This window comes from Kocuria sp. TGY1127_2 (assembly GCF_013394385.1).
In the GTDB taxonomy this organism is placed as follows: Bacteria; Actinomycetota; Actinomycetes; order Actinomycetales; family Micrococcaceae; genus Rothia.
Genome location: NZ_AP022834.1, coordinates 904,151 through 925,463 on the forward strand (window position 1 = coordinate 904,151; position 21,313 = coordinate 925,463).

18 protein-coding genes are annotated in these 21,313 nt (G+C 60.6%); 13 read left to right on the plus strand and 5 right to left on the minus strand.

Going from position 1 to position 21,313, the window contains the following annotated elements; all coding sequences use genetic code 11:
• Positions 1-169: 169 nt before the first annotated feature.
• From sake_RS04070 to glmM, 7 genes are all read left to right on the plus strand, one after another.
• A complete protein-coding gene (locus tag sake_RS04070) occupies positions 170-1,177 on the plus strand; it encodes a DNA-directed RNA polymerase subunit alpha (protein ID WP_129360072.1) in 1,008 nt (335 codons plus the stop codon).
• 96 nt (positions 1,178-1,273) lie between these two features.
• Positions 1,274-1,993: a 50S ribosomal protein L17 gene (gene rplQ / locus sake_RS04075; RefSeq protein ID WP_178945497.1), complete on the plus strand. Its 720-nt coding sequence runs from the start codon at positions 1,274-1,276 to the stop codon at positions 1,991-1,993.
• Positions 1,994-2,105: 112 nt separating this feature from the next.
• The gene (locus sake_RS04080; RefSeq protein ID WP_371811933.1) at positions 2,106-3,155 is read left to right on the plus strand and encodes a tRNA pseudouridine(38-40) synthase TruA; all 1,050 of its coding nucleotides are present in this window, start codon (positions 2,106-2,108) and stop codon (positions 3,153-3,155) included.
• Positions 3,156-3,446: 291 nt separating this feature from the next.
• Positions 3,447-3,890: a 50S ribosomal protein L13 gene (gene rplM / locus sake_RS04085; protein ID WP_129360070.1), complete on the plus strand. Its 444-nt coding sequence runs from the start codon at positions 3,447-3,449 to the stop codon at positions 3,888-3,890.
• A 33-nt stretch (positions 3,891-3,923) separates the two neighbouring features.
• On the plus strand, positions 3,924-4,427 hold the full coding sequence (rpsI, locus tag sake_RS04090) for a 30S ribosomal protein S9 (RefSeq protein ID WP_129360069.1): 504 nt from the start codon (positions 3,924-3,926) through the stop codon (positions 4,425-4,427).
• Positions 4,428-4,566: 139 nt separating this feature from the next.
• Positions 4,567-5,679, plus strand: a complete 1,113-nt coding sequence (gene ppk2 / locus sake_RS04095; RefSeq protein WP_129360068.1) for a polyphosphate kinase 2 — start codon at positions 4,567-4,569, stop codon at positions 5,677-5,679.
• Positions 5,680-5,699: 20 nt separating this feature from the next.
• Positions 5,700-7,058 (plus strand): phosphoglucosamine mutase, encoded by a 1,359-nt coding sequence (glmM, locus tag sake_RS04100; RefSeq protein WP_129360067.1) that lies wholly within the window; start codon positions 5,700-5,702, stop codon positions 7,056-7,058.
• A 93-nt stretch (positions 7,059-7,151) separates the two neighbouring features.
• On the opposite strand, the gene mscL is transcribed toward glmM, so the two are convergent.
• The gene (mscL, locus tag sake_RS04105; RefSeq protein ID WP_129360066.1) at positions 7,152-7,577 is read right to left on the minus strand and encodes a large conductance mechanosensitive channel protein MscL; all 426 of its coding nucleotides are present in this window, start codon (positions 7,575-7,577) and stop codon (positions 7,152-7,154) included.
• A gap of 125 nt (positions 7,578-7,702) precedes the next feature.
• Positions 7,703-8,659 (minus strand): type I pantothenate kinase, encoded by a 957-nt coding sequence (coaA, locus tag sake_RS04110; protein WP_129360065.1) that lies wholly within the window; start codon positions 8,657-8,659, stop codon positions 7,703-7,705.
• A 244-nt stretch (positions 8,660-8,903) separates the two neighbouring features.
• Between coaA and sake_RS04115 the strand changes: the two genes are divergently transcribed.
• The 5 genes from sake_RS04115 to sake_RS04135 all read left to right on the plus strand — a co-directional run bounded on the left by sake_RS04115 (position 8,904) and on the right by sake_RS04135 (position 16,196).
• Entirely contained in the window at positions 8,904-10,925 is a 2,022-nt protein-coding gene (locus sake_RS04115; RefSeq protein ID WP_129360064.1) for a PTS mannitol transporter subunit IICBA, read from the plus strand.
• Entirely contained in the window at positions 10,922-12,064 is a 1,143-nt protein-coding gene (locus sake_RS04120; RefSeq protein WP_178945498.1) for a mannitol-1-phosphate 5-dehydrogenase, read from the plus strand. The genes sake_RS04115 and sake_RS04120 overlap by 4 nt, the downstream gene beginning before the upstream one ends.
• 115 nt (positions 12,065-12,179) lie before the next feature.
• Entirely contained in the window at positions 12,180-14,054 is a 1,875-nt protein-coding gene (glmS, locus tag sake_RS04125) for a glutamine--fructose-6-phosphate transaminase (isomerizing) (RefSeq protein WP_129360062.1), read from the plus strand.
• A gap of 97 nt (positions 14,055-14,151) precedes the next feature.
• Complete coding sequence (locus tag sake_RS04130) at positions 14,152-14,556, plus strand: holo-ACP synthase (RefSeq protein ID WP_129360061.1); 405 nt, start codon at positions 14,152-14,154, stop codon at positions 14,554-14,556.
• Positions 14,547-16,196: a bifunctional ADP-dependent NAD(P)H-hydrate dehydratase/NAD(P)H-hydrate epimerase gene (locus sake_RS04135; RefSeq protein WP_178945499.1), complete on the plus strand. Its 1,650-nt coding sequence runs from the start codon at positions 14,547-14,549 to the stop codon at positions 16,194-16,196. Before sake_RS04130 ends, sake_RS04135 begins: the two co-directional genes overlap by 10 nt.
• Here the strand turns inward: sake_RS04135 and sake_RS04140 are convergent.
• The 3 genes from sake_RS04140 to sake_RS04150 all read right to left on the minus strand — a co-directional run bounded on the left by sake_RS04140 (position 16,190) and on the right by sake_RS04150 (position 19,882).
• A complete protein-coding gene (locus sake_RS04140) occupies positions 16,190-17,677 on the minus strand; it encodes a sugar transferase (protein ID WP_129360059.1) in 1,488 nt (495 codons plus the stop codon). The two genes, sake_RS04135 and sake_RS04140, sit on opposite strands and share 7 nt — an antisense overlap.
• 112 nt (positions 17,678-17,789) lie before the next feature.
• Complete coding sequence (locus sake_RS04145; RefSeq protein ID WP_178945500.1) at positions 17,790-18,557, minus strand: phosphatase; 768 nt, start codon at positions 18,555-18,557, stop codon at positions 17,790-17,792.
• A 32-nt stretch (positions 18,558-18,589) separates the two neighbouring features.
• Positions 18,590-19,882 (minus strand): glycosyltransferase, encoded by a 1,293-nt coding sequence (locus tag sake_RS04150; RefSeq protein ID WP_178945501.1) that lies wholly within the window; start codon positions 19,880-19,882, stop codon positions 18,590-18,592.
• A 107-nt stretch (positions 19,883-19,989) separates the two neighbouring features.
• Between sake_RS04150 and alr the strand changes: the two genes are divergently transcribed.
• Positions 19,990-21,261, plus strand: coding sequence for an alanine racemase (gene alr / locus sake_RS04155; RefSeq protein ID WP_178945502.1), 1,272 nt, complete (start codon positions 19,990-19,992; stop codon positions 21,259-21,261).
• Positions 21,262-21,313: the final 52 nt, after the last annotated feature.

Below are 21,313 nucleotides of genomic sequence, written 5' to 3' on the forward strand. Positions count from 1 at the left end.
GACGTTGCCGTCCGCCAGGCTGGTGTATCCCTTGTTCGGGAGCCGCAAGCCTGGGGTCTCGTGGCTCCGGCCACGAGACATCCGGGTGCCGCAACCGCGGCCCCTTATCCCTTGTTTTCCCCAACCTGTGTTGCGTCATATAGCGGATGCTCGCTGAAAGGAAACATCAGTGCTCATTGCACAGCGCCCTACCCTGAGTGAAGAAGTCGTCGAGGATAACCGCTCGCGCTTCACGATCTCGCCCCTCGAACCCGGATTCGGCTACACGCTGGGTAATTCCTTGCGTCGCACGCTTCTGTCCTCCATTCCCGGTGCCGCCGTGACCAGTATCCGTATTGACGGTGTGCTGCACGAGTTCTCCACCGTGGACGGCGTGAAAGAAGATGTCACCGAGATCATCCTGAACATCAAGAAGCTTTCGGTTTCGTCCGAGAATGACGAGCCCGTCGTTGCTTACCTGCGCAAGCAGGGCCCTGGCGAGCTGACCGCTGGCGATATCGAGGTTCCGGCCGGTGTGGAGATCCACAACCCGGAGCTCCGTATCGCAACCCTCAACGCCAAGGGAAGTTTCAACGCCGAACTGACGATCGAGCGTGGCCGCGGCTACGTTTCTGCCTCGCAGAACAAGGCCGGCGCCGGAGAGTCCGAGATCGGCCGTATTCCGGTCGACTCGATCTACTCCCCGGTTCTCAAGGTCACTTTCCGCGTTGCGGCGACTCGTGTTGAGCAGCGTACCGACTTCGACAGCCTCGTGCTCGATATCGAAACCAAGGAAGCCATCGCTCCGCGCGACGCGGTTGCCTCTGCAGGCAGCACCTTGGTCGAGCTCTTCGGGCTCGCTCGGGAACTGAACACCGAAGCAGAGGGCATCGAGGTAGGACCTTCTCCGGCCGACGAGTCCATGGCCGCTGATATGGCCCTGCCCATCGAGGACCTCGACATGTCCGTGCGTTCGTACAACTGCCTCAAGCGTGAGGGAATCCATACTGTGGGTGAACTCGTGACGCGCTCCGAGGCGGATCTGATGGACATTCGGAACTTCGGTGCCAAGTCGATCGACGAGGTCAAGGACAAGCTGGCTGAGTTGGGGATGTCCCTCAAGGATTCGCCCGCAGGCTTCGATCTGGCGGCTCGCGCGGCCGAGGACGAAGAGGTCGACGAGGAAGAGTCCTTCTAATCCCTCGGACGGCGACGAGCCGACCACAGTTCACACCAATCTTTGGTCCTCGCGATGTGAGTTCGCGGGAACCATGACCAATGGAGAGAAACTCATATGCCTACTCCCACAAAGGGGCCGCGCCTCGGCGGTAGCCCCTCACACCAGCGCCTCATTCTGGCCAACATGTCCCAGCAGCTCTTCGAGCACAAGCGCATCACGACCACCGTGACCAAGGCCAAGCGTCTTCGCCCGGTGGCAGAGCGTTTGATCACTTTCGCCAAGCGTGGGGATCTCGCGGCTCGTCGTCGCGTCATGCGCTCGTTGACGGACAAGTCGGTCGTCCACGAGCTGTTCACCACGATCGCTCCGGCCATGGCCGAGCGCCCCGGTGGATACACCCGCATTACCAAGATCGGCTCGCGTTCAGGGGACAACGCGCCCATGGCTGTGATCGAGCTCGTGATGGAGCCCGTAGCGTCGAAGGCTGTTGTTGACGAAGCAACCCAGGCGGCCAACGCCGCGGCTTCCGCCAACCAGGCGGATTCCGCCGCGACCACCGAGGCACCGGCCGCTGAGCCGGTAGCCGAGGAAGCCGCAGCGCCCGAGGCTCCGGCTTCGGACATGCCCGCAGGTTCGCACGCTCCGCTCGAGTCCGGCGAAGCCCCCGAGGGCTTCGAAGTCAAGGGCAACCGCGATTCCATGAAGTACCATGTTCCCGGTTCGCGCTGGTACTCCAGCACTCGCGCCGAGATCTGGTTCGACACCGCAGAATCCGCTATCGCTGCCGGTTACGCACCGGCCGGTGGCGCTGCTGCTCAGAAGGTTTCCGAGTAAGGATCCCTTCTGCGCTGCGTTGCGCGATGATTGAGGCCCCGTCCACCATTGCGGTGGGCGGGGCTTTGTTCTTGGTATCCCTGTAATTGTCCGGAGAAGCGGAGGACACGTCATGAGTCAGAAGGACATTGTCGTATCGTCGAATCGGCTCAATTCCCCAGACCCGATGGTTTGTCCGGCCCCCGGGTCGGTCGGAGACGAAAGCGTGGTCGGGGATCTGGGCATGGTCGCGGTTCCGGAAGGCACCAGCGTGCGGGTTCGCGTGGACCTCTGTTATGACGGTGCGCCATTTTCCGGTTGGGCCAAGCAGCCCGGTCTCGTGACCATCGAGGGGTGCCTCGAAGAAGCAGCGCGCCTCGTTCTTCGCCAGGACGTCCGCTATACGGTGGCCGGTCGCACCGACGCTGGAGTGCACGCGGACCACCAAGTGGTCCACTTCGATCTTCCGTCGGATGTCTGGAACCGGTTGAGAGGGCGCGCCCGTAAGGGGAGCGACGCCGCGCCGGATACTCCCGGCGAATCGTTTGTCCGGAAAATGAACGGTGCCCTGGCCCGGCTCCTGTCCTCGGTTGCGCCTCCCTTGAGGCCCGGCTCCCGCGGTGCCGCTACGGGCTCGATCGTGATTCGATCAGCCGCACTGGTTCCGGCGGGTTTTGACGCTCGCTTCTCGGCAATGTCACGTTCCTACGTCTACAGGATCGCAGACGGGCTCGAGCGCCAGGGGCCCTTGAACCGGACAACATCGTATTGGACCAGGTCTGCCTTGGATGTTGACACGTTGAACAGGGCGGGCGAGCGTCTGCTGGGACTGCACGACTTCTTGTCGTTTTGCAAACCTCGTCCGGGTGCGACCACGATTCGTGACCTGAAGTCGGTTCGATTCGAGCGCACTGTAGGCGGCCTCATCGAAGCTCGTATCCGTGCAGATGCTTTTTGCCACAACATGGTCCGGTCCATCATCGGTTCGTGTGTTTCGGTCGCCGAAGGCAAGAGAGACCTTGCGTGGTTGGATTCCAGAATTGCCGTGCCGGTTCGGGACTCCAGCGTTCGCCTTGCTCCTCCGGAGGGTCTGGTTCTGGAATCGATCACGTATCCCTCGGATCCCGCCGACTGGGCGACGCGCGCGGAGCAGACCCGAGCCAGGAGGGAGGCGGATCACTGAGCGGGCCGGCCATCGGAGGCCGGTGTGGGGGATATCGCGGAGGACTTTCTCTTACCTGTGGATTAAGCCAGAATACTCCGGTATAGTTACTAGCTGTTGTGCGTGTCCCACCTCGGTTCATGCGCCCGGTTCATTCGCCCAGTTGCAGGGCACAGGGATGACCTTGGCGGCGAGACTTCGGGACGGAACGGATGTTGTCTGGCCCTCACCCAGACCCCTTCGAGCGCACCTGATCTGGCGTGACACCCAACTAGCGCCAATGAAGTAATTCCGACACGAAGGCAAATTAACGTGCGTACGTACACTCCGAAGCCCGGCGACATCGATCGCCAGTGGCATGTCATCGACGCCACCGACGTTGTCCTGGGTCGCCTTGCCAGCCAGTCCGCAACACTGCTGCGCGGCAAGCACAAGCCGACCTTTGCTCCTAACGTGGACACCGGTGACTTCGTCATCATCATCAACGCTGAGAAGGTTGCTCTGACCGGCGCCAAGCTCGAGAAGAAGCGTGCATTCCGCCACACCGGTTACCCGGGTGGCCTGCGGTCCGTTTCCTACACCGAGTTGTTGGCGAAGAACCCGACCAAGGCTGTCGAGAAGGCTGTCAAGGGCATGCTGCCCAAGAACAAGCTCGCGGCCGAGCAAATCAAGAAGCTCAAGGTTTATGCGGGTGCTGAGCACCCCCATGCTGCTCAGCAGCCCAAGACCTACGAGTTCGGCCAGATCGCCCAGTAATCGGGCCTACGAAGACAACTACAAGGAGAAATCGTGGCTCAGAATACTGAAGACCAGATTAATACCGAGGGCGAGGAAGTCACCAGCTACACCTCCGAGTCCACCGAGCCAGTCGCCGAAGCCACTGTGACCGAGCGTCCGGCTCTCACCGTTTCCGGGGCTGCAGTTGGCCGCCGCAAGCAGGCTATCGCCCGCGTCCGCGTGATCCCGGGTTCGGGACAGTGGACCGTCAACGGTCGTCCGCTCGAGGTCTACTTCCCGAATAAGCTGCACCAGCAGGAAGTCAACGATCCGTTCAAGCTCCTCGAGCTCGAAGGTGCATACGACGTCATCGCCCGCGTTCACGGTGGTGGCCCGTCCGGCCAGGCCGGGGCAATGCGTCTCGGCGTGGCCCGTGCGCTGAACGAGATTGATCTCGAGAACAATCGTGCGGCCCTCAAGAAGGCTGGTTTCTTGACTCGTGACGCCCGCGTCATCGAGCGCAAGAAGGCCGGTCTCAAGAAGGCCCGCAAGGCTTCGCAGTTCTCCAAGCGCTAAACCGCTCCGAAACTGCTCGAAAACCCCTCATCGTCCGTTCGGGACGGTGAGGGGTTTTTGCGTTTTCGATGCGCCCCGGTTGTCCGCGAGCAGCGCATAAAATAGAGGTTGTCCGCACTGGGGAAAGGAAAGATGTTCAATGACGCACACCCAACGCAAGAACACCTCCGAGCCGTCCGGAGAACAAAGCGCAAGCCGGAAAAGCTCGGGACAAGCATCGGCAAAAAGCCGCCAAGCGGCCGAACAGATCACCGTCCGGGGGACCAAGGCCCGTGGGGCCGGCAAGGAAGCGACGCCTGCCGTGACCGAAGCGCTCAAAAAACAGGAACGCCGGGTCTCCGTGACTGAGGACTATGCCGCAGAATTGGACGAGATTGCCTCGCTCCAGCACCGGTTGCACCAGGAACATTCGACCTCGGAAGTCTGGAAGATCGGGTATCCCTACGATGAGAAGCTCAAGCGCAAAGAATATGACAAGACCAAACGCGCACTGCAGATCGAACTCCTCAAGCTGCAATTGTGGGTCAAGGAGACAGGTCAGAAGATCCTGCTCATTTTCGAAGGGCGTGACGCCGCGGGCAAAGGCGGTTCGATCAAACGGTTCACCGAGCATTTGAATCCACGGGGGTCCCGGGTCGTGGCCTTGGAGAAACCGACCGAGATCGAACAAACCCAATGGTACTTCCAGCGTTACATCCAGCATCTTCCTTCGGGCGGCGAAATCGTGATGATGGACCGCTCCTGGTACAACCGTGCCGGTGTCGAGAGGGTCATGGGCTACTGCACGCCGCACCAGTATTACGAATTCATGCGCCAGACTCCGGAACTCGAGCGGATGCTCGTCAACTCCGGGATCAAGTTGATCAAGTTCTGGTTCTCGGTCACCCGAGCCGAGCAGGTCGCACGGTTCGAGGCGCGACGCACGGACCCGGTACGGCAGTGGAAGCTCTCTCCCACTGATCTCGCTTCCCTCGACAAATGGGACGACTACACAGAGGCGAAGGAAGCGATGTTCTTCTACACGAATACGGGTGATGCTCCTTGGACCATCGTGAAGTCCAACGACAAGAAGAGGGCCCGCTTGGAAGCCATGCGGTACGTCCTGTCCCAGTTCGAGTACCCGAATAAGGATCACAGCGTCGTCGGCCAGCCCGATCCGCTGATTGTGGGGCCGGCTTCCGACGTCTTCGAGGCCGAGGAACAGAACAACCGAGATGGGTTTCCGGTGGTCAAGTCGGAGGACGCCGACTGACATGCGTAGAATGATTTTCGATGTCTAGATTATTTGGAACCGACGGTGTTCGAGCTCGTGCCAACAGTGAACAGATGAGTGCACGCTCCTCTTTGGAATTGGCGCAGGCGGCCGCTGTCGTACTCGGATTCGATCAGGTTCCCGGAAGTGAACGCCCCAAAGCAGTCATAGCGCATGATTCCCGCGTCAGCGGTGAATTCATCGGGGCTGCGATCATGGCTGGGTTGGCTTCTTCGGGAGTGGACGTATACGACGCCGGGATGCTGCCGACTCCGGCCGCAGCGTATTTGGTAGCGGATCTGGACGCGGATTTTGGCGTGATGATTTCTGCCTCTCACAATCCTTTCTACGACAACGGAATCAAGTTCCTTGCCCGTGGCGGGAAGAAGCTTCCGGACGCCGTGGAGGACAAGATCGAGGCATTGTTCAAATCGCAGGATTTCCGTTTCCCCGACGGTGGGCAGGTAGGCAAGATCTCCCGGTTCTCCGACGCCGAGGACCGATACGTCACCCACCTGCTGTCCACCTTGCCCGGTCGACTATCCCTGGACGGGCTGAGCATTGTCCTCGATTGCGCCAACGGTGCTGCCTCTGGATGTTCACCGGACGCCTTCCGCATTGCGGGGGCGAAGGTCCATGTGGTGGCCGCCGAACCTAACGGTACAAACATTAATGACGGCGTGGGCTCAACCCATCTTGAAGGTCTCCAAGCCAAGGTCAAGGAGCTGGGCGCCGATCTGGGGATCGCCCACGACGGCGACGCGGACCGCTGCCTCGCCGTCGACGAACGCGGCGAGATCGTGGACGGTGACACCATCATGTCGGTTTTGGCGCTTGCACGACGCGACGCCGGAAAACTCAAAGACAACACCCTGGTCGCTACCGTTATGACCAACCTCGGGATGGAGCAGTACCTCGCGTCCGAAGGCGTGACGATGCTTCGCACCAAGGTGGGGGACCGATACGTCCTCGAGGCGATGAACCAGTACGGTTACAATTTGGGCGGCGAGCAGTCCGGACACGTGATCATGAGCGATTACGCGACGACCGGAGACGGTATCCTGACCGGTCTGCATCTGGCCGCCGAGGTGAGCCGGACCGGCCTGACCCTGTCCACCTTGTCACACCGGTTCGAGCGTGCTCCGCAGACGATGATCAACGTTCCCAACGTGGACAAGGCCGCCGCAGATTCGAATGATGCCGTGCAGCGTGCAGTCGCCTCGGTAGAGAGGGAACTCGGCAAGGACGGCCGCGTGTTGCTCAGACCCTCCGGCACCGAACCCCTGGTTCGGGTGATGGTCGAAGGCCCCGACCAGGAATCGGTCGATCACCATGCGAGCCGTTTGGCCGACGTCGTGGCGAAAGAGCTGGCCCTGTAGCCGCTGACGCTCCAATACATCTCCACGAGCAGGAAGGCCCCGCACCGAATGGTGCGGGGCCTTCCTGCTCGTGGAGGAACGAGCCGTACGGTGTCAGTTCTTGTTGGCTTCGGGATCCATGTACGAGGATGCGCCCGTGACGTTCTTGTTGGAAATCAGGGCGTCACGGATCTCGGTGAGCAACGCGACCTCAGGCTCGGTGTCGTCTTCTTCTTCCAAACCGAGCCTGCGGGCACGGCGAGCGTTCATGGTGTTGATCGGCATGACGATGCAGAAGTAGAGGGCCGCGGCGATGAGCAGGAAGTTGACGACGGCGGTCAAGAACACGCCGACCTTGACCTGGCCGAAGACCAGGAAATCATCGAAGTTGGGGGAGCCGACCAGCATTGAGATGGCCGGCATAATAACTGACTCGACGAGAGCGTTGATGACGGTGCTGAATGCACTACCGATGATGACACCGACCGCAAGGTCGATGACATTGCCTTGCATGATAAATTCTTTGAATCCTTTAATCATGCGGACATACTATCCAAAGAATCACCCATAGGGGGCGAATTTTGCGTAGCTTTGCAATTGCGGTGTTAGAAAACCCCGGGTGAGTTCTGCCACTCATATTCCGTACCTATGGGTACGAAATGTCTTCAGTTCTTCCGAAGGAGTACCCGTCGAGTCGAATGGTCAGCGTCTTTGGAAAGGATGAGTTTGGCTCGTCCTCGGGTTGGTCTGACGTTGTGCAGCAGATTCGGCTCGTTGATGCGCCGCCAGATGTCCAAAGCCGTGCTCTTCGCTTCCTCGTCCGAGAGATTCGCGTATTTGCGGAAATACGACTCGGGATCGGCGAACGCAGAACTTCGAAGTTTGAGGAAACGGTCGACGTACCATTGCTCGATATCGCTGGTGCGTGCATCCACATAAATTGAAAAATCGAAGAAATCGCTCAATGCCAATGCGGCTTTGTCGTCGGGGCGCAACTGTGCCGGGGCCAGAACGTTTAGCCCCTCGACAATGAGAACGTCCGGGCGAGTAACCACCGTCTCATCGTTTTCGAGGATGTCGTAGGTCAAATGCGAATATTTGGGGGCGGTGACAACGGGTGCGCCTGACTTGATCTCCGAAACGAAGCGGAGAATAGCTCGCCGGTCGTAGGATTCGGGGAACCCTTTGCGCTGCATCAGGCCTCTGGCTTCGAGCTCCGCATTGGGGTACAAGAATCCGTCCGTAGTGACCAGCTGAACGTTGGGGGTGGTTGGCCAACGGCTCATCAGGGCTCGCAACAAACGGGCGGTCGTGGACTTGCCAGCGGCCACGGAACCGGCCACGCCGATCACGAAGGGCGTGCGCTGATGATCCTCGTGAAGGAACTGGTTCGTCTTTTGGTTCAGGTCCCCGACCGAATTGGCATACAGGTTGAGCAATCTCGAGAGGGGAAGGTAAACCTGGCGGACTTCCTCGACATCGAGGGTCTCGCCGAGTCCACGGAGTCTTTCGATTTCTTCTGATGAGAGTGGCACATCGATTTCGTCCGATAGGCGCGACCAGGTTTCCCGGTCGAGCGACACGAACGGAGAAGTGCGTGATAATGCCGTCGCTTGGCTCATTGAAAAAAGTCTACGGCTGCTTGCCGACTATTCCGAATCCATTTCAGCAGGACCCCTCTGGGGTGAGAGTATCTTCGGCTCGGGCGAACCGGATAGGATACAGCCAAGCCGGGCCCGCGGATGTCTTCGTCGGTCACCGGTTTTGTCGTTTTCACTTTCTCGGCCACGTGGCCCCGGATCCTCGTTTGGTCCTGGGTTCTGATCCCGGTTCGGAGAACGTGATCCCCCTGAACCTGGAGTCATCGTGTCTACCACATCTACCGCTTCCAGCGAGAAGAAGAAGGTCGGCGCGCGCGTGCGCGTGCAGAAATTCGGAACTTTCCTCTCCTCCATGATCATGCCGAACATCGGCGCATTCATTGCCTGGGGTCTGCTCACGGCTCTGTTCCTCTGGTCGGAAGACCCACAAGGAGGTCAGGGGCCGTTCGCCAATGAATACATCAATGCCGCACTGGGTCCCATGGTCACCTATCTGCTGCCCATCCTCATCGCGTACACGGGCGGCAAGCTGATTCACGACGTCCGAGGCGGCGTCGTCGGCGCAGTGGCTACCATGGGCGTCATCCTGGCTACCTCGAGCCCAGTCTTCATCGGGGACAGCCCCGGCTCCCCGATGTTCCTGGGAGCCATGATCATGGGCCCCTTGTCAGCATGGATCGTCAAGAAGTTCGACCAGTTCATGGAGGGCCGGATCAAACCCGGGTTCGAGATGTTGGTCAACAACTTCTCCTCGGGCATCATCGGCGCGGGCCTCTCGATCGCTTCGATGTTCTGGTTGGCCCCGATCATGCACCTGCTGATGAATGTTGCGGGTGTAGCAGTTCAGTGGCTCATCGACATGCGTCTGCTGCCTCTCGCATCGATCTTGATCGAGCCGGCCAAGGTCCTGTTCCTGAACAATGCGATCAACCACGGAATCCTGACTCCTCTCGGCACGGATCAGGCGCTGCAGCAGGGCAAATCGATCCTGTTTCTCCTGGAATCAAACCCAGGTCCCGGCCTGGGGGTTCTCCTCGCGTACATCATCTTCGGTCGCGGGAGCGCGCGTGCGTCGGCCCCCGCAGCCGCTCTGATTCACGCGCTCGGCGGCATTCACGAGATTTACTTCCCTTACGTTCTGATGAAGCCGCAGCTGTTGATCGCGACCATCTTCGGCGGAATGTCAGGGGTCTTCGTGGAACTCCTGTTCAACGCGGGCCTGCGCTCACCAGCGGCCCCGGGCTCGTTGATCTTCCTCTACGTCAATGCGCCGCCGAACGCGATGCTGGGCGTGACCTTCGGGTGGGTCACAGCAACGATCGTTTCTCTGGTGATCGCCTCGGTGATTCTCAAGGCCTCGAAACAGGGCGAAGATGACCTGGCCAAGGCCACATCCGACATGGAGCGCATGAAGGGCAAGAAGTCCTCTGTGGCCGGTACTCTCGCGGGAGACCAGAGCAAGAACACGACGATCCGATCGATCGTTTTCGCCTGCGACGCCGGTATGGGCTCATCCGCCATGGGCGCTTCCGTGCTGCGCAACAAGATCAAGGACGCCGGATACGGCAACGACATCACCGTGGTCAACAAAGCGATCAATTCCCTGCAGGATGAGTTCGACCTCCTGGTCAGCCACGAGGATCTGGCCGATCGCGCGGCGGCTCCGACCCCGTCGGCTGCACACGTCACCGTGGACAATTTCATGAGTTCGCCGAGATACGACGAAATCGTCGAGCTGATCCGGGAACAGCGAGAAGGCGGGCCGAACGAAGAACCGGCCGCGGATTCAGCAGGGTCAACGGCAGCCGGGGTGACGTCGACGCCCACCGACGCGCCCAGTCAGGACGGAAGCGACCAGGAAATCCTGGGCGTTTCCTCGATCGTTCTGGGCGGTGCGGCCACGAGTCGAGACACGGCGATCGACGAGGCGGGCAATCTGCTCGTGGATACGGGCAAAGTCGATGCCTCGTACATTGACTCGATGCACGCGCGCGAAGGCTCGGTTTCGACGTTCATGGGCAACGGTCTCGCTATTCCCCACGGTACCAACGAAGCGAAATCGGCGATTCACTCCTCGGCCATGTCCTTTGTTCGTTACGACGACGGAGTCGACTGGAACGGCAAACAGGCACGGTTTGTCATCGGCATCGCAGGTGCCGGTGGCCAGCACCTGAATTTGTTGCAGAAAATTGCAAAGATCTTCTCGAACAAAGAATCGGTGGCCCAGCTCGAGGCCGCCCAGACACCTGAGGAGATCCTTGAGATCTTCGGAAAGGTCAACGCATGAAAGCCTTGCATTTCGGCGCCGGAAACATCGGGCGCGGATTCGTCGGCGTCCTGCTCCACGAGGCCGGCTACGAATTGGTCTTCGCGGATGTAGCCCAACCGCTGATCGATTCACTCAACGCCCAGCAGTCTTACACCGTTCACGAGGTCGGCAACGAACCCCGCGATATTGAGGTGACCAATTTTTCCGGAGTCAACTCTGCTGATGACCCGGACGCATTGATCGAGCACATCCGCACCGCGGATATCGTCACGACGGCAGTCGGCCCCACGGTCCTCAAGATCATCGCCCCCGCCATCGCCAAAGGCCTCCGGGCACGCGCCGAATCGGGCGAGGGCAAGGTAGCCGTGATGGCATGCGAGAACGCGATCAACGCGACCGACGGTCTCGCCGAGGCGATTCGAGAGGTCTATCCGCAGGCGGACGACGTCGCTATTTTCGCAAATACCGCGGTCGACCGTATCGTGCCGAATCAAGCACCCGGTCAAGGACTCGATGTCACCGTGGAGACTTATCACGAATGGGCCGTGAACTCGGTTCCGTTCGATGGACGGACCCCAGACATTCCGGGAGTCACCTGGGTGGAGGACCTGGCCCCGTACATCACGCGCAAGCTCTTCACTGTCAACACGGGGCACGCCGCGACCGCCTACTTTGGCTATGGAGCGGGAATCTCCAAGATCTCTGACGCTCTGGAGGATACTGACGTGCGTGCCAAAGTCGAGTCCGTGTTGGCGGAGACCAAGCTGTTGCTCGTCGAGAAGTTCGGATTCGCGCCCGAGGTGCAACAGTCCTATGTGGACAAGATCCTGACACGGTTCACGAATCCGCACCTGCCGGACACGGTTGAGAGAGTCGGTCGCGCGCCGCTGCGCAAAATCTCTCGAAACGAGCGCTTCGTCGGACCGGCCGCGGAGCTTGCCGAAAACGGTCATTCCGCTGAGGCACTGGTCTCGGCGATCGGCGCGGCCCTTGCATTCGACGTTCCCGAGGACCCTGAATCCGTTGAACTGCGTCGCCGGTTGGCCGACGCGCGCGGTAACCGTTCGGCCACGGATTCGTTGGTTGCCGAACTGACCGGCATCGAACCGTCTCACCCGCTGTTCACGGCGCTGTCCGAGGCTTTCTCGCAGGCGTGACCGGGGGCAGCGAATAGCGCACCGCGGCCCCGTTCCTGCATCAGGACCGGGGCCGCGTTCCACATCACGGGTAGGAAGGAAGAAAGCACGCCTTGGCTTGGGATAAGCTGAGCACATGTGTGGAATCGTTGGATATGTAGGCGAGCCCGGCTCGGCCGAACGTCAGTACTATGCGCTCGACGTTGTTCTCGAGGGGCTTCGCCGGCTTGAGTACCGCGGATACGACTCAGCCGGTGTGGCCGTCGTCTCGGGAAATCGGGTCGACTACCGCAAGAAGGCGGGCAAAGTCGCCGCCCTGGACGCGGAGCTGGAATCCAATCCGCTCCCTGAAGCCATGCTCGGTATCGGGCATACCCGCTGGGCAACCCACGGTGGGCCCACGGACGCGAACGCGCATCCGCATGTCGTCGACCACGGTCGTTTGGCCGTAGTCCACAACGGCATCATCGAAAACTTCTCCGAGCTCCGTTCGGAGCTGGTCGGCAAGGGCTATGACTTCGTGTCGGAAACGGACACGGAGGTCGCCGCCACCCTTCTGGCCGATTACTACAACAATGATGCCGAAGGCGATCTCACGACGGCTATGCGCATGACTTGCCGTCGGCTCGACGGGGCGTTCACCCTGTTGGCCGTCCACCAGGACCACGAAGACCGGATCGTCGCCGCTCGGCGCAATTCCCCGCTGGTTATCGGCCTGGGCAAGAACGAGAATTTCTTGGGCTCGGATGTATCGGGTTTCATCGATTACACCAAGCAGGCCGTGGAAATGGGCAACGACCAGATCGTGACCGTCACCGCCGCCAGCTACGAGATCACCGACTTCGACGGCAACCCGGCAGAAGGCAAGCCTTTTGAGGTCAAATGGGATGCCACGCAGGCTGAGAAGGGCGGTTTCTCGTCCTTCATGGCCAAGGAAATTCACGATCAGCCCGCCGCTGTTCGCGACACCCTGCTGGGTCGCTTGGACGAAAAGGGCCGCTTGACCCTTGATGAACTCCATATCGACGAGGCTGTGCTCCGGTCCGTGGACAAGATCGTCGTGATCGCTTGCGGAACCGCGGCATACGCTGGTCATGTTGCACGGTACGCGATCGAACACTGGTGCCGTATCCCTACCGAGGTCGAACTCGCTCATGAGTTCCGATACCGGGATCCGATCGTCAACGAGAAGACTCTTGTCGTTGCACTCTCGCAGTCGGGCGAGACGATGGACACGCTCATGGCCATTCGTCACGCACGCGAGCAGGGAGCCAAGGTCATCGCTATTTGCAACACCAACGGATCTTCCATTCCTCGTGAATCGGATGCCTCGCTGTACACCCACGCAGGTCCGGAGATCGCGGTCGCTTCGACCAAGGCCTTCCTTGCGCAGATCACCGCGGCTTACCTCTTGGGCCTTTATCTTGCCCAATTGCGCGGCAACATGTACTCGGATGAGGTCGTGGAGATCCTCGACGAATTGCAGAATATGCCCGAGAAGGTCCAACAGGTTATCGACGGCGAAAAGCAGGTCCAAGACCTGGGCATCCAGATGAAGGATGCCTCATCTGTCCTCTTCCTGGGACGACACGTCGGATTCCCCGTCGCACTCGAGGGCGCGCTTAAACTCAAGGAAATCGCGTACATCCATGCCGAAGGATTCGCCGCGGGAGAGTTGAAGCACGGCCCGATCGCCCTGATCGAGGAAGGGCAACCGGTCTTTGTCATCGTTCCCTCTCCTCGGGGACGCGATTCCCTGCATGCCAAGGTGGTCTCCAATATCCAGGAGATCCGCGCCCGCGGTGCCATCACCATCGTGATCGCTGAAGAAGGCGACGAAGATGTCAAGCAATATGCCAACCACATCATCTACGTACCCCAGGCGCCCAGCCTGATGCAGCCTCTGCTGGCCACTGTGCCGTTGCAGATTTTCGCCAGCTCACTTGCCGGAGCCAAGGGCTACGACGTCGATCAGCCGCGTAACCTCGCAAAGTCGGTGACGGTCGAGTAATGACCTCGCGAAGGCGCCCGCTGCACCCGTGTGGCGGGCGTTTCGTGTATCTTCGGGCATCCGGGCTTATCCGGACCGCGGGAAAAGGAGCTTGGCGTTGATCATGGGAACCGGAGTGGACGTCGTTGATATCGATCGATTCGCCCAGATACTCGGGCGTACTCCTCGATTGCGTGAAAGACTTTTCACGGAAGAAGAACGGGAGCTCCCAGCGCGCTCGCTGGCCGGGCGTTTTGCCGTCCGGGAAGCGGTGGCCAAGGCGCTGCACGCACCCCCAGGAATGATCTGGAGACATTGCTGGATCGAGAAGAACCGGTATGGTGCGCCCCGGCTCGTGGTAACCGGGACCATCCAGGAAACCGCGGAGCGGCTCGGCATCAACCGCTGGCACGTGAGTATCACCCATGACGGCGGGGTGGCCATGGCCAGCGTGATTGCGGAACGCTTGAGCGGGGAAGAACTTACCGTAGCGCAGCGACTCGAGGAGATCACATGGGGCTGAAAACATACACGGCACGTCAAATCCAAGAGACCGAGAAGCCGCACGTAGACGCCGGGGTACCGCTCATGGAACGCGCGTCCCACGGTCTGGGGGAGACCGCGGCCCGACTACTGGCCGAGCGCACCGGGACGGTCTTCGGAAAGCACGGACTTTTGCTCGTCGGCAAGGGCAATAATGGCGGGGACGCGCTCTTCGCCGGAGCTTTTCTGCGGTCGGAAGGCATGAAAGTCACGGCACTTCTCACCGAGGGCGATTGTCATGAACAAGGACGCATCGCCTTTGAAGACGCCGGCGGGAACATCATCAGTCTTTCCAGCATGCCCTCGGCCGACGCCGTCGGAGTCGCTCTCGAGGAGCTGAAGTATGCGGACCTGATCGTCGACGGAATCCTGGGAACAGGCGGCCGAGGCGGTCTTCGGGGCCTGGCTCAGGAGGTTGTACGGGGCATCACTGCGGAGTTGACCAGAACTAAAGGGGGAACGGAAGCGGGCCCGCGGAAGCGGCCTTTGGTCATCGCATGCGATGCCCCCTCGGGACTGGACGCCACGACAGGGCAAGTCTTCGGCCCGGTTCTTCCCGCGGATATCACCATTACTTTCATCGGAGCCAAGACCGGGCTGGTGGCCACACCCTCCCGAAGCCTGGTCGGAAAGATCGTGGTGCTGGATTTGGGGATCAGCGACAGCCTCCCTGAATCTACGGTTCAGGTCCTGCAGAACAGCGATTTCCCGGCCGCTTGGCCCTTGCCACGCGAAGGCGATCAAAAATACTCTCGGGGCGTCCTGGGTACTGTCGTTGGGAGCGATGAATTCCCCGGCGCCGGACTCATGTGCCTCCGGGCGGCGATCAATGCGGGGACCGGCATGGTCCGTTATACCGGCGGTGAGTTCCTGGCCGGCACCGTTGCCGTCTCGTGTCCTGAAGCCGTAAGAACTGAATCGGTCGGGGCGCATCGCGTTCAGGCCTGGGCGATTGGCTCGGGAGCAACCGGCTCGGACCGAGAGCATGACATCCGTGATGCCATCGATTCCGGCTTGCCGTTGGTTGCCGACGCCGCCGCAATCGATATCCTCGCGAGGGACGCGGCCGATGGCGTTCGCGCGTCGCCGCACGTTCTTATGACCCCTCACGCAGGGGAGCTGGCCCAGGCTCTGGAATGGTTCTCGCGTCTGAGGACCCGAGGGTCTTCCGAGCTCGCGGAAGCGGCTGAACAGTCGGGATGGCCTCGCGAGGACTTCCCGGAGGATGGTTTTCCATCGCGAGATCACATCGAGGCATCGCCGCTCGTCTGGGCCCGGACCGCGCAGAAGGTTCTCGGAGGAACGATCTTGCTCAAAGGCGCCACCACGGTCGTCGCCGGGCCCAGTACGGTGTGGGTGCATTCGGGAAATAGCAACTGGCTCTCGACGGCAGGATCGGGGGACACCTTGACGGGAATCCTGGGGGCGGGAATCTCAGCTTTGGCCGCACGCGTGGAAAACGGGGACGCTGATTCTGGCGACGTCGATTCTTGGGGACGCGTAGCCGCCGCGGGGCTGCTGGTGCAGCGGGCCATGAGCACCCTGTACCCGGGGCCCGTGCCGCCGACGGTTGCGGCTGCCAGGATTCCAGAGGCCCTGGGCCGGTTGGCCGGTCAGTAGGCGCCGTCTTTCCCCACGACGGCCCGGGCCGTTTTACAGAGGACGATCAGGTCCCCGATGACCGACCAGTTCTCGACGTAATATAGGTCCAAACGCGTCGATTCCTCCCAGGACAGGTTCGAGCGCCCTGATACTTGCCAGAGACCGGTGATGCCCGGTTTGACCAGGAGTCGTCGATGAACGTCTTCCTCATATCTCTGGACTTCATCGTCCAGCGGTGGCCGGGGGCCGACCAGGGACATGTCGCCGATCAGCACGTTCCACAATTGCGGGAGTTCGTCCAACGAATACCGGCGCATGAACCTGCCCATGCGAGTTACTCGAGGGTCGTTGACCATCTTGAAGAGGACGCCCTGACCTTGGTTCTGCTCCAAGAGCTGCGCCTTGAGCTCTTCAGCGTTAGGGACCATGGACCGAAATTTGAACATTGAGAAGGTCCGACCCCGGTGGCCGACGCGTTTCTGAGAGAAGAGGATGGGGCCGTGCGGCGAATCGATTTTGACCATCACTGCCAAGCACATCAGTAACGGTGAGAGGACCAAGAGCCCCGCAGCGCTTCCCAGGATGTCCAAGGCCCTCTTGGTGAATGCTGCTGGACCACCCATTCTCGGCGCCGATACGTGAATCAGGGGCAGACCATTGAGGGGCTGGGTGTGAAAACGTGGTCCCGCAATATCGGTCAGTGCGGGAGCCATCATCAAACCGACGCGTTCCTCCGCGAGCAGCCAGCCCAGCTTGCGCATATTTCGGGGCCATATGAGATGGCCGGTGGACATGGCCACCACGTCAATGGCATGTTCTCGCACAACCTCCATGATCTTAACCGGGTTGGGACTGTATCCGAGAATTGGGACGTTGCCGTGGGATGCCAATTTCTCGGCATCCGGAAGGCCCGCGAAATAAACGCCTGCTGGAACGTATCCGTAATTTCTTGCTCGCTCCATGGTGCCAACCAGATGAGCCGTGGACTCGGCGTCACCGATGATGAGAACTCGAATTAACGCACCGCCGTCGTGACGCCGACGGACTATCCAGCGACGAAACATCAGACGTAGAACGAGAAGAAGAACAATGCCCAGGGGCGCAGCAATCAGCACGTACCCCCGAGCCAACTGAGCCTTACACGCATAGGCGAGGATGGCAATTCCCGCGAATACCCACAACGAGGATGAGATGACTTTCCGGTATTCGTCATTGCCCGCGCCGAGAATGCGTGAATCCCTGGCCCCGCCCAGCCACATCGCTATCCACCAGGTCGTGCCCAACAGGAACGAGATGATTCCGTACGCGATGGAATCGTTGCCCCTGAACGGAAGTAGTTCGGAGCCGTCCCGACCGAATCGTAGAAATTGAGCCGAGAGCACGGCGATCGCTATCGCAGCGGCGTCTGTCAGGGACAATGCCTTCACGGCCTTGTTGTTCCACGACATTCTTTGGACGGTCGTCTTTTTGGGCGCGCTCAAGCCCGGATACGTAGTCATAGCCAGCGGGTCCCCCTACCGCAACAAGCCAATAACAGTTAATCCGCCGAGAATGCCAAGGGCAGACGGAATATTACTGCAGAGTACGGAACAATACTACCGAATTACGGCGTCAATTGCTTGTCCCTGCAAGTATGTAGTCGATTACTGCCGAGTAGTAACCCGGTAAGACGTTGTCGTCCATCGGAACGCAGACTTCCAGTTCTTCTTGCGCTTCCGAGACGAAGAGGCCAGGATCGTTGCAATCCGCTATGCCAATGGTCGGGATACCTGCGGAGGCCGCGGCGCCGGCCCACCCATGGTCGGCGACCACGAAATCCGGTCGTCCTCCTCCGTCTTGGAGCTGTTCGAGTACCAGTCGCATCGGCTCGGGGTAATGGGTATGTGCCAGAGAACCGTATTGCTGGAACATCACAACGTCATTGATCTGACGAAGGTCTCCTCCCTTGAAGGGGATGCCCTCGCGAATTTCGATCACATTCGCTCCATCGGACCGGGCAGCGGCGGCCATGTGCTGATAAATCGGGAAGAGCCCAGCGGGGTGGCCGGTCGCGAACAGGATGGAGTCGCCTGCCTTGACCGCTTCCCAGAATCGGCGACGATAGCGGTTCAAAGCGTTCAGGCAGAGCTCGGTTCCGATGGTGTCTTGGCCTTCGACATGGTCACGATCGGAATTGATACCGCATCGCCTGACCATGAGATCGAAGACCTGGTCCCAGGTCCAGGTTCGTTTGGGCTCGACGTCGAATTCGAGATGCTCGTTGCCTTCCAGGAATCCCGTGATGTGTGCGAGGTTTATCTCCCGCGCCGTCGCGACTTCGCCGGTGATATGCGTTCTTTCCAAGTGTTCTGCCAAGGCGCTGAGGTCCTGGGTGGGCATGTTTCTCCTTCGTCGAGCGGGTAGTCCGAGATTTACAGGATGGCTTGCGCGGCGGTCGGGCGGACAAGTTCGGAATACAGATTTCCCGTCTTCCTGGCTGCTTCATCCCACGTCAAAGTGCGAGCATGGCGCAGGCCGGCCGTGGCGAGCTGTTCCTGGAGAGCGGGGGAGCCGGCCACGCGGACGATCTGGCGTGCCCACGCACGCGGAGTTCTGCTACCCACGAGAATCCCGGATTCCCCGCCGTTCAGCGCGACTCGCAATCCGCTCACGTCGGAAGCGAGAACCGGGGCGCCACAGGCCTGGGCTTCCAGGGCCACGAGGCCGAAAGTCTCGGAGGAGGACGGGCAGGCTACCGCATCGCATCGGCGGAAAGCCTCGGCTAGCTCTTCGCGGCCGCTCGCAGGTATGAAATTGGACCGCTCGAGAATGCCCCGGTCCCGAGCAAGTTTCCGAAGGGAAGCTATGTACTCCTCGGATGCGGTGCCGCGGATTTCCAGACGTATGGAAGGCACATCTTTGACAGCGAGAGCGACGGCCTCGATGAGTATCTCCGGTCCCTTGAGGGGCTGCGGGCGGCCGGCGAAGAGAACCGTGAATTCGGGGTTGCGTGGCTCCGAGCGATTTTCGGGAACGTCCGAAGGCTTGAAGACATCGGTGTCCACCCCCGGCGGAATAATGTGAAGAGAATCAGCAGCGGCGTTGTAGAGACTCAGCATCTGCTCGGCCTCGTGGCGGGTGTTGACGACGACGGCGTCCGAGAGGCCGATGAGACGGCGCTCGGCGGCCGCCCGCGAGGCCGGCTCCTTCTGTTCTCCGTCGCCGGAGTGCGCATTTTTGACCAGAGCGGTCGTGTGGAGCGTGAGGACGAAGGGGGCGCGGACCCCTAACGCTTCTCGGTAGGCCAAAGCGGCTTCGCCGGACAACCAGTAGTGAGCGTGAACGACGTCAGGCGACAGGGAACGATTCTGGGCGTAACGCGCACAGGCCTTACCGAAAAGCTGTGTCAAATCCGCGAGCTCTTCCTTGGAAGCCGCGCGCGCCTCCGGAAGATAAATCGTGTGGACCACGTACCCGGGAACAACCTGCGTGGACGCCGCGGACGCTACGGAAGGATCGGAATCGTGATTATTCGGAACCTGCGACGGCTCAGTGGCCAAGGTGAAAGCCTCAACGTCAAATCCTTGCGCGACGAGTGCCCGTGACAGATACGCGATGTAGACGTTCATGCCGCCCGCATGTCCGTCTCCTGGCTGGGCCAAAGGAGAAGTGTGCATGCTGAAGAGGTGTACCGATTCCTGTTCGCTCGCGTCTGAAGTCCACACGGGCTCAACAATACGTCACACCGGCACACGCCGCCGATGACGCAGTTGGTGCCGCTGTCGGAAGAACCTCGAAGTGAGCATCGTCGAGAAGGTGAGAGAATAACCGCATGCAAACCGCAGAAGAATCCAGCGGTCCGGACGAGTCCGCATCGCACACGAACTCCAAGTCCTGCGACCGACCCGCACCCGGGGGAAGCCAAGCACCGCCAGAACGAGCCGCTTTGATCGATTTGACGGCCATCGCGGCCAATGTCGAGCGCATCAAGGAAATCGCGGCGCCTGCGAAACTGATCGCGATTGTCAAAGCCGATGCCTACGGCCACGGAGCGATTCCCGTGGCGCGGACCGCCCTTGAAGCCGGTGCCGATGCTCTTGGCCTGGTTCACGTCCGCGAAGCCCTCGACCTGCGGGCGGAGGGCATTGACGGTCGCATGCTGGCCTGGCTCCACACGCACGTGACCGATTTCGACGCGGCGCTCGAAAACGACATCGAGCTCGGCGTCTCCGGGTGGGACCTCGAAGCCGCTGGCGACGCCGCCTCGCGCACCGGAATCCCAGCGAAAATCCACCTCAAGATCGATACTGGACTCGGAAGAAACGGTTGCACAGTCGATGACTGGCCCGAGCTGGTGGGCCGCGCCTCAGAACTCGAGTCCGAGGGACTTATCCGTGTCGTCGGAATCTTTTCGCATTTGGCCGTCGCGGACGAGCCGGAACGGCCAGAGACGGATGGCCAATTGGATCGGTTCGACGAGGCCGTGCGCATAGCTCGCGACGCCGGGTTGAACCCCGAGTTGACGCACGTCGCCAATAGCCCGGGCACACTGACCGCTGAGCGCTATTCCACCGGGGACCGGAACAGGATGACGGCCGATGCCGTTCGAGTGGGGATTGCGCTCTATGGGTTGTCTCCGATCCCGGATACACCTCCGGAAGCCTGGGGGCTGAGGCCTGCCATGACGTTGCAGACTTTCATCAGCTCGGTCAAGGAGGTCCCTGCTGGGCAGGGAGTTTCCTACGGATTGCGGTACAACACGACCGAGCCGACGACGCTCGCCCTGATCCCCGTTGGATATGCGGACGGGATACCTCGCATCGCGACCGGTGGCCCCGTGCGCATCTACCCGACGGGGGCCGAACCCAGAACCTTCCCGGAAGTCGGGCGCATTGCAATGGATCAGATGGTCGTGGATCTCGGACGGCCGGGACTGTCGGATCCGGACTTAGGATACTTGCACGCCCCGGTCGTGCTGTTCGGATCAGGGGAGAACCCGTCGGTCGACGCGTGGGCTACTGCGGCCGGAACCATCAACTACGAGATCGTGACGAGGATCTCGCCGCGAGTTGATCGAATCTATCTGCGGGAGGACAACGCGTGAGCTTTCCCAGCGACCCGGTGTCGTCGACCGGCCCCAATTCCCAAAGCCACGA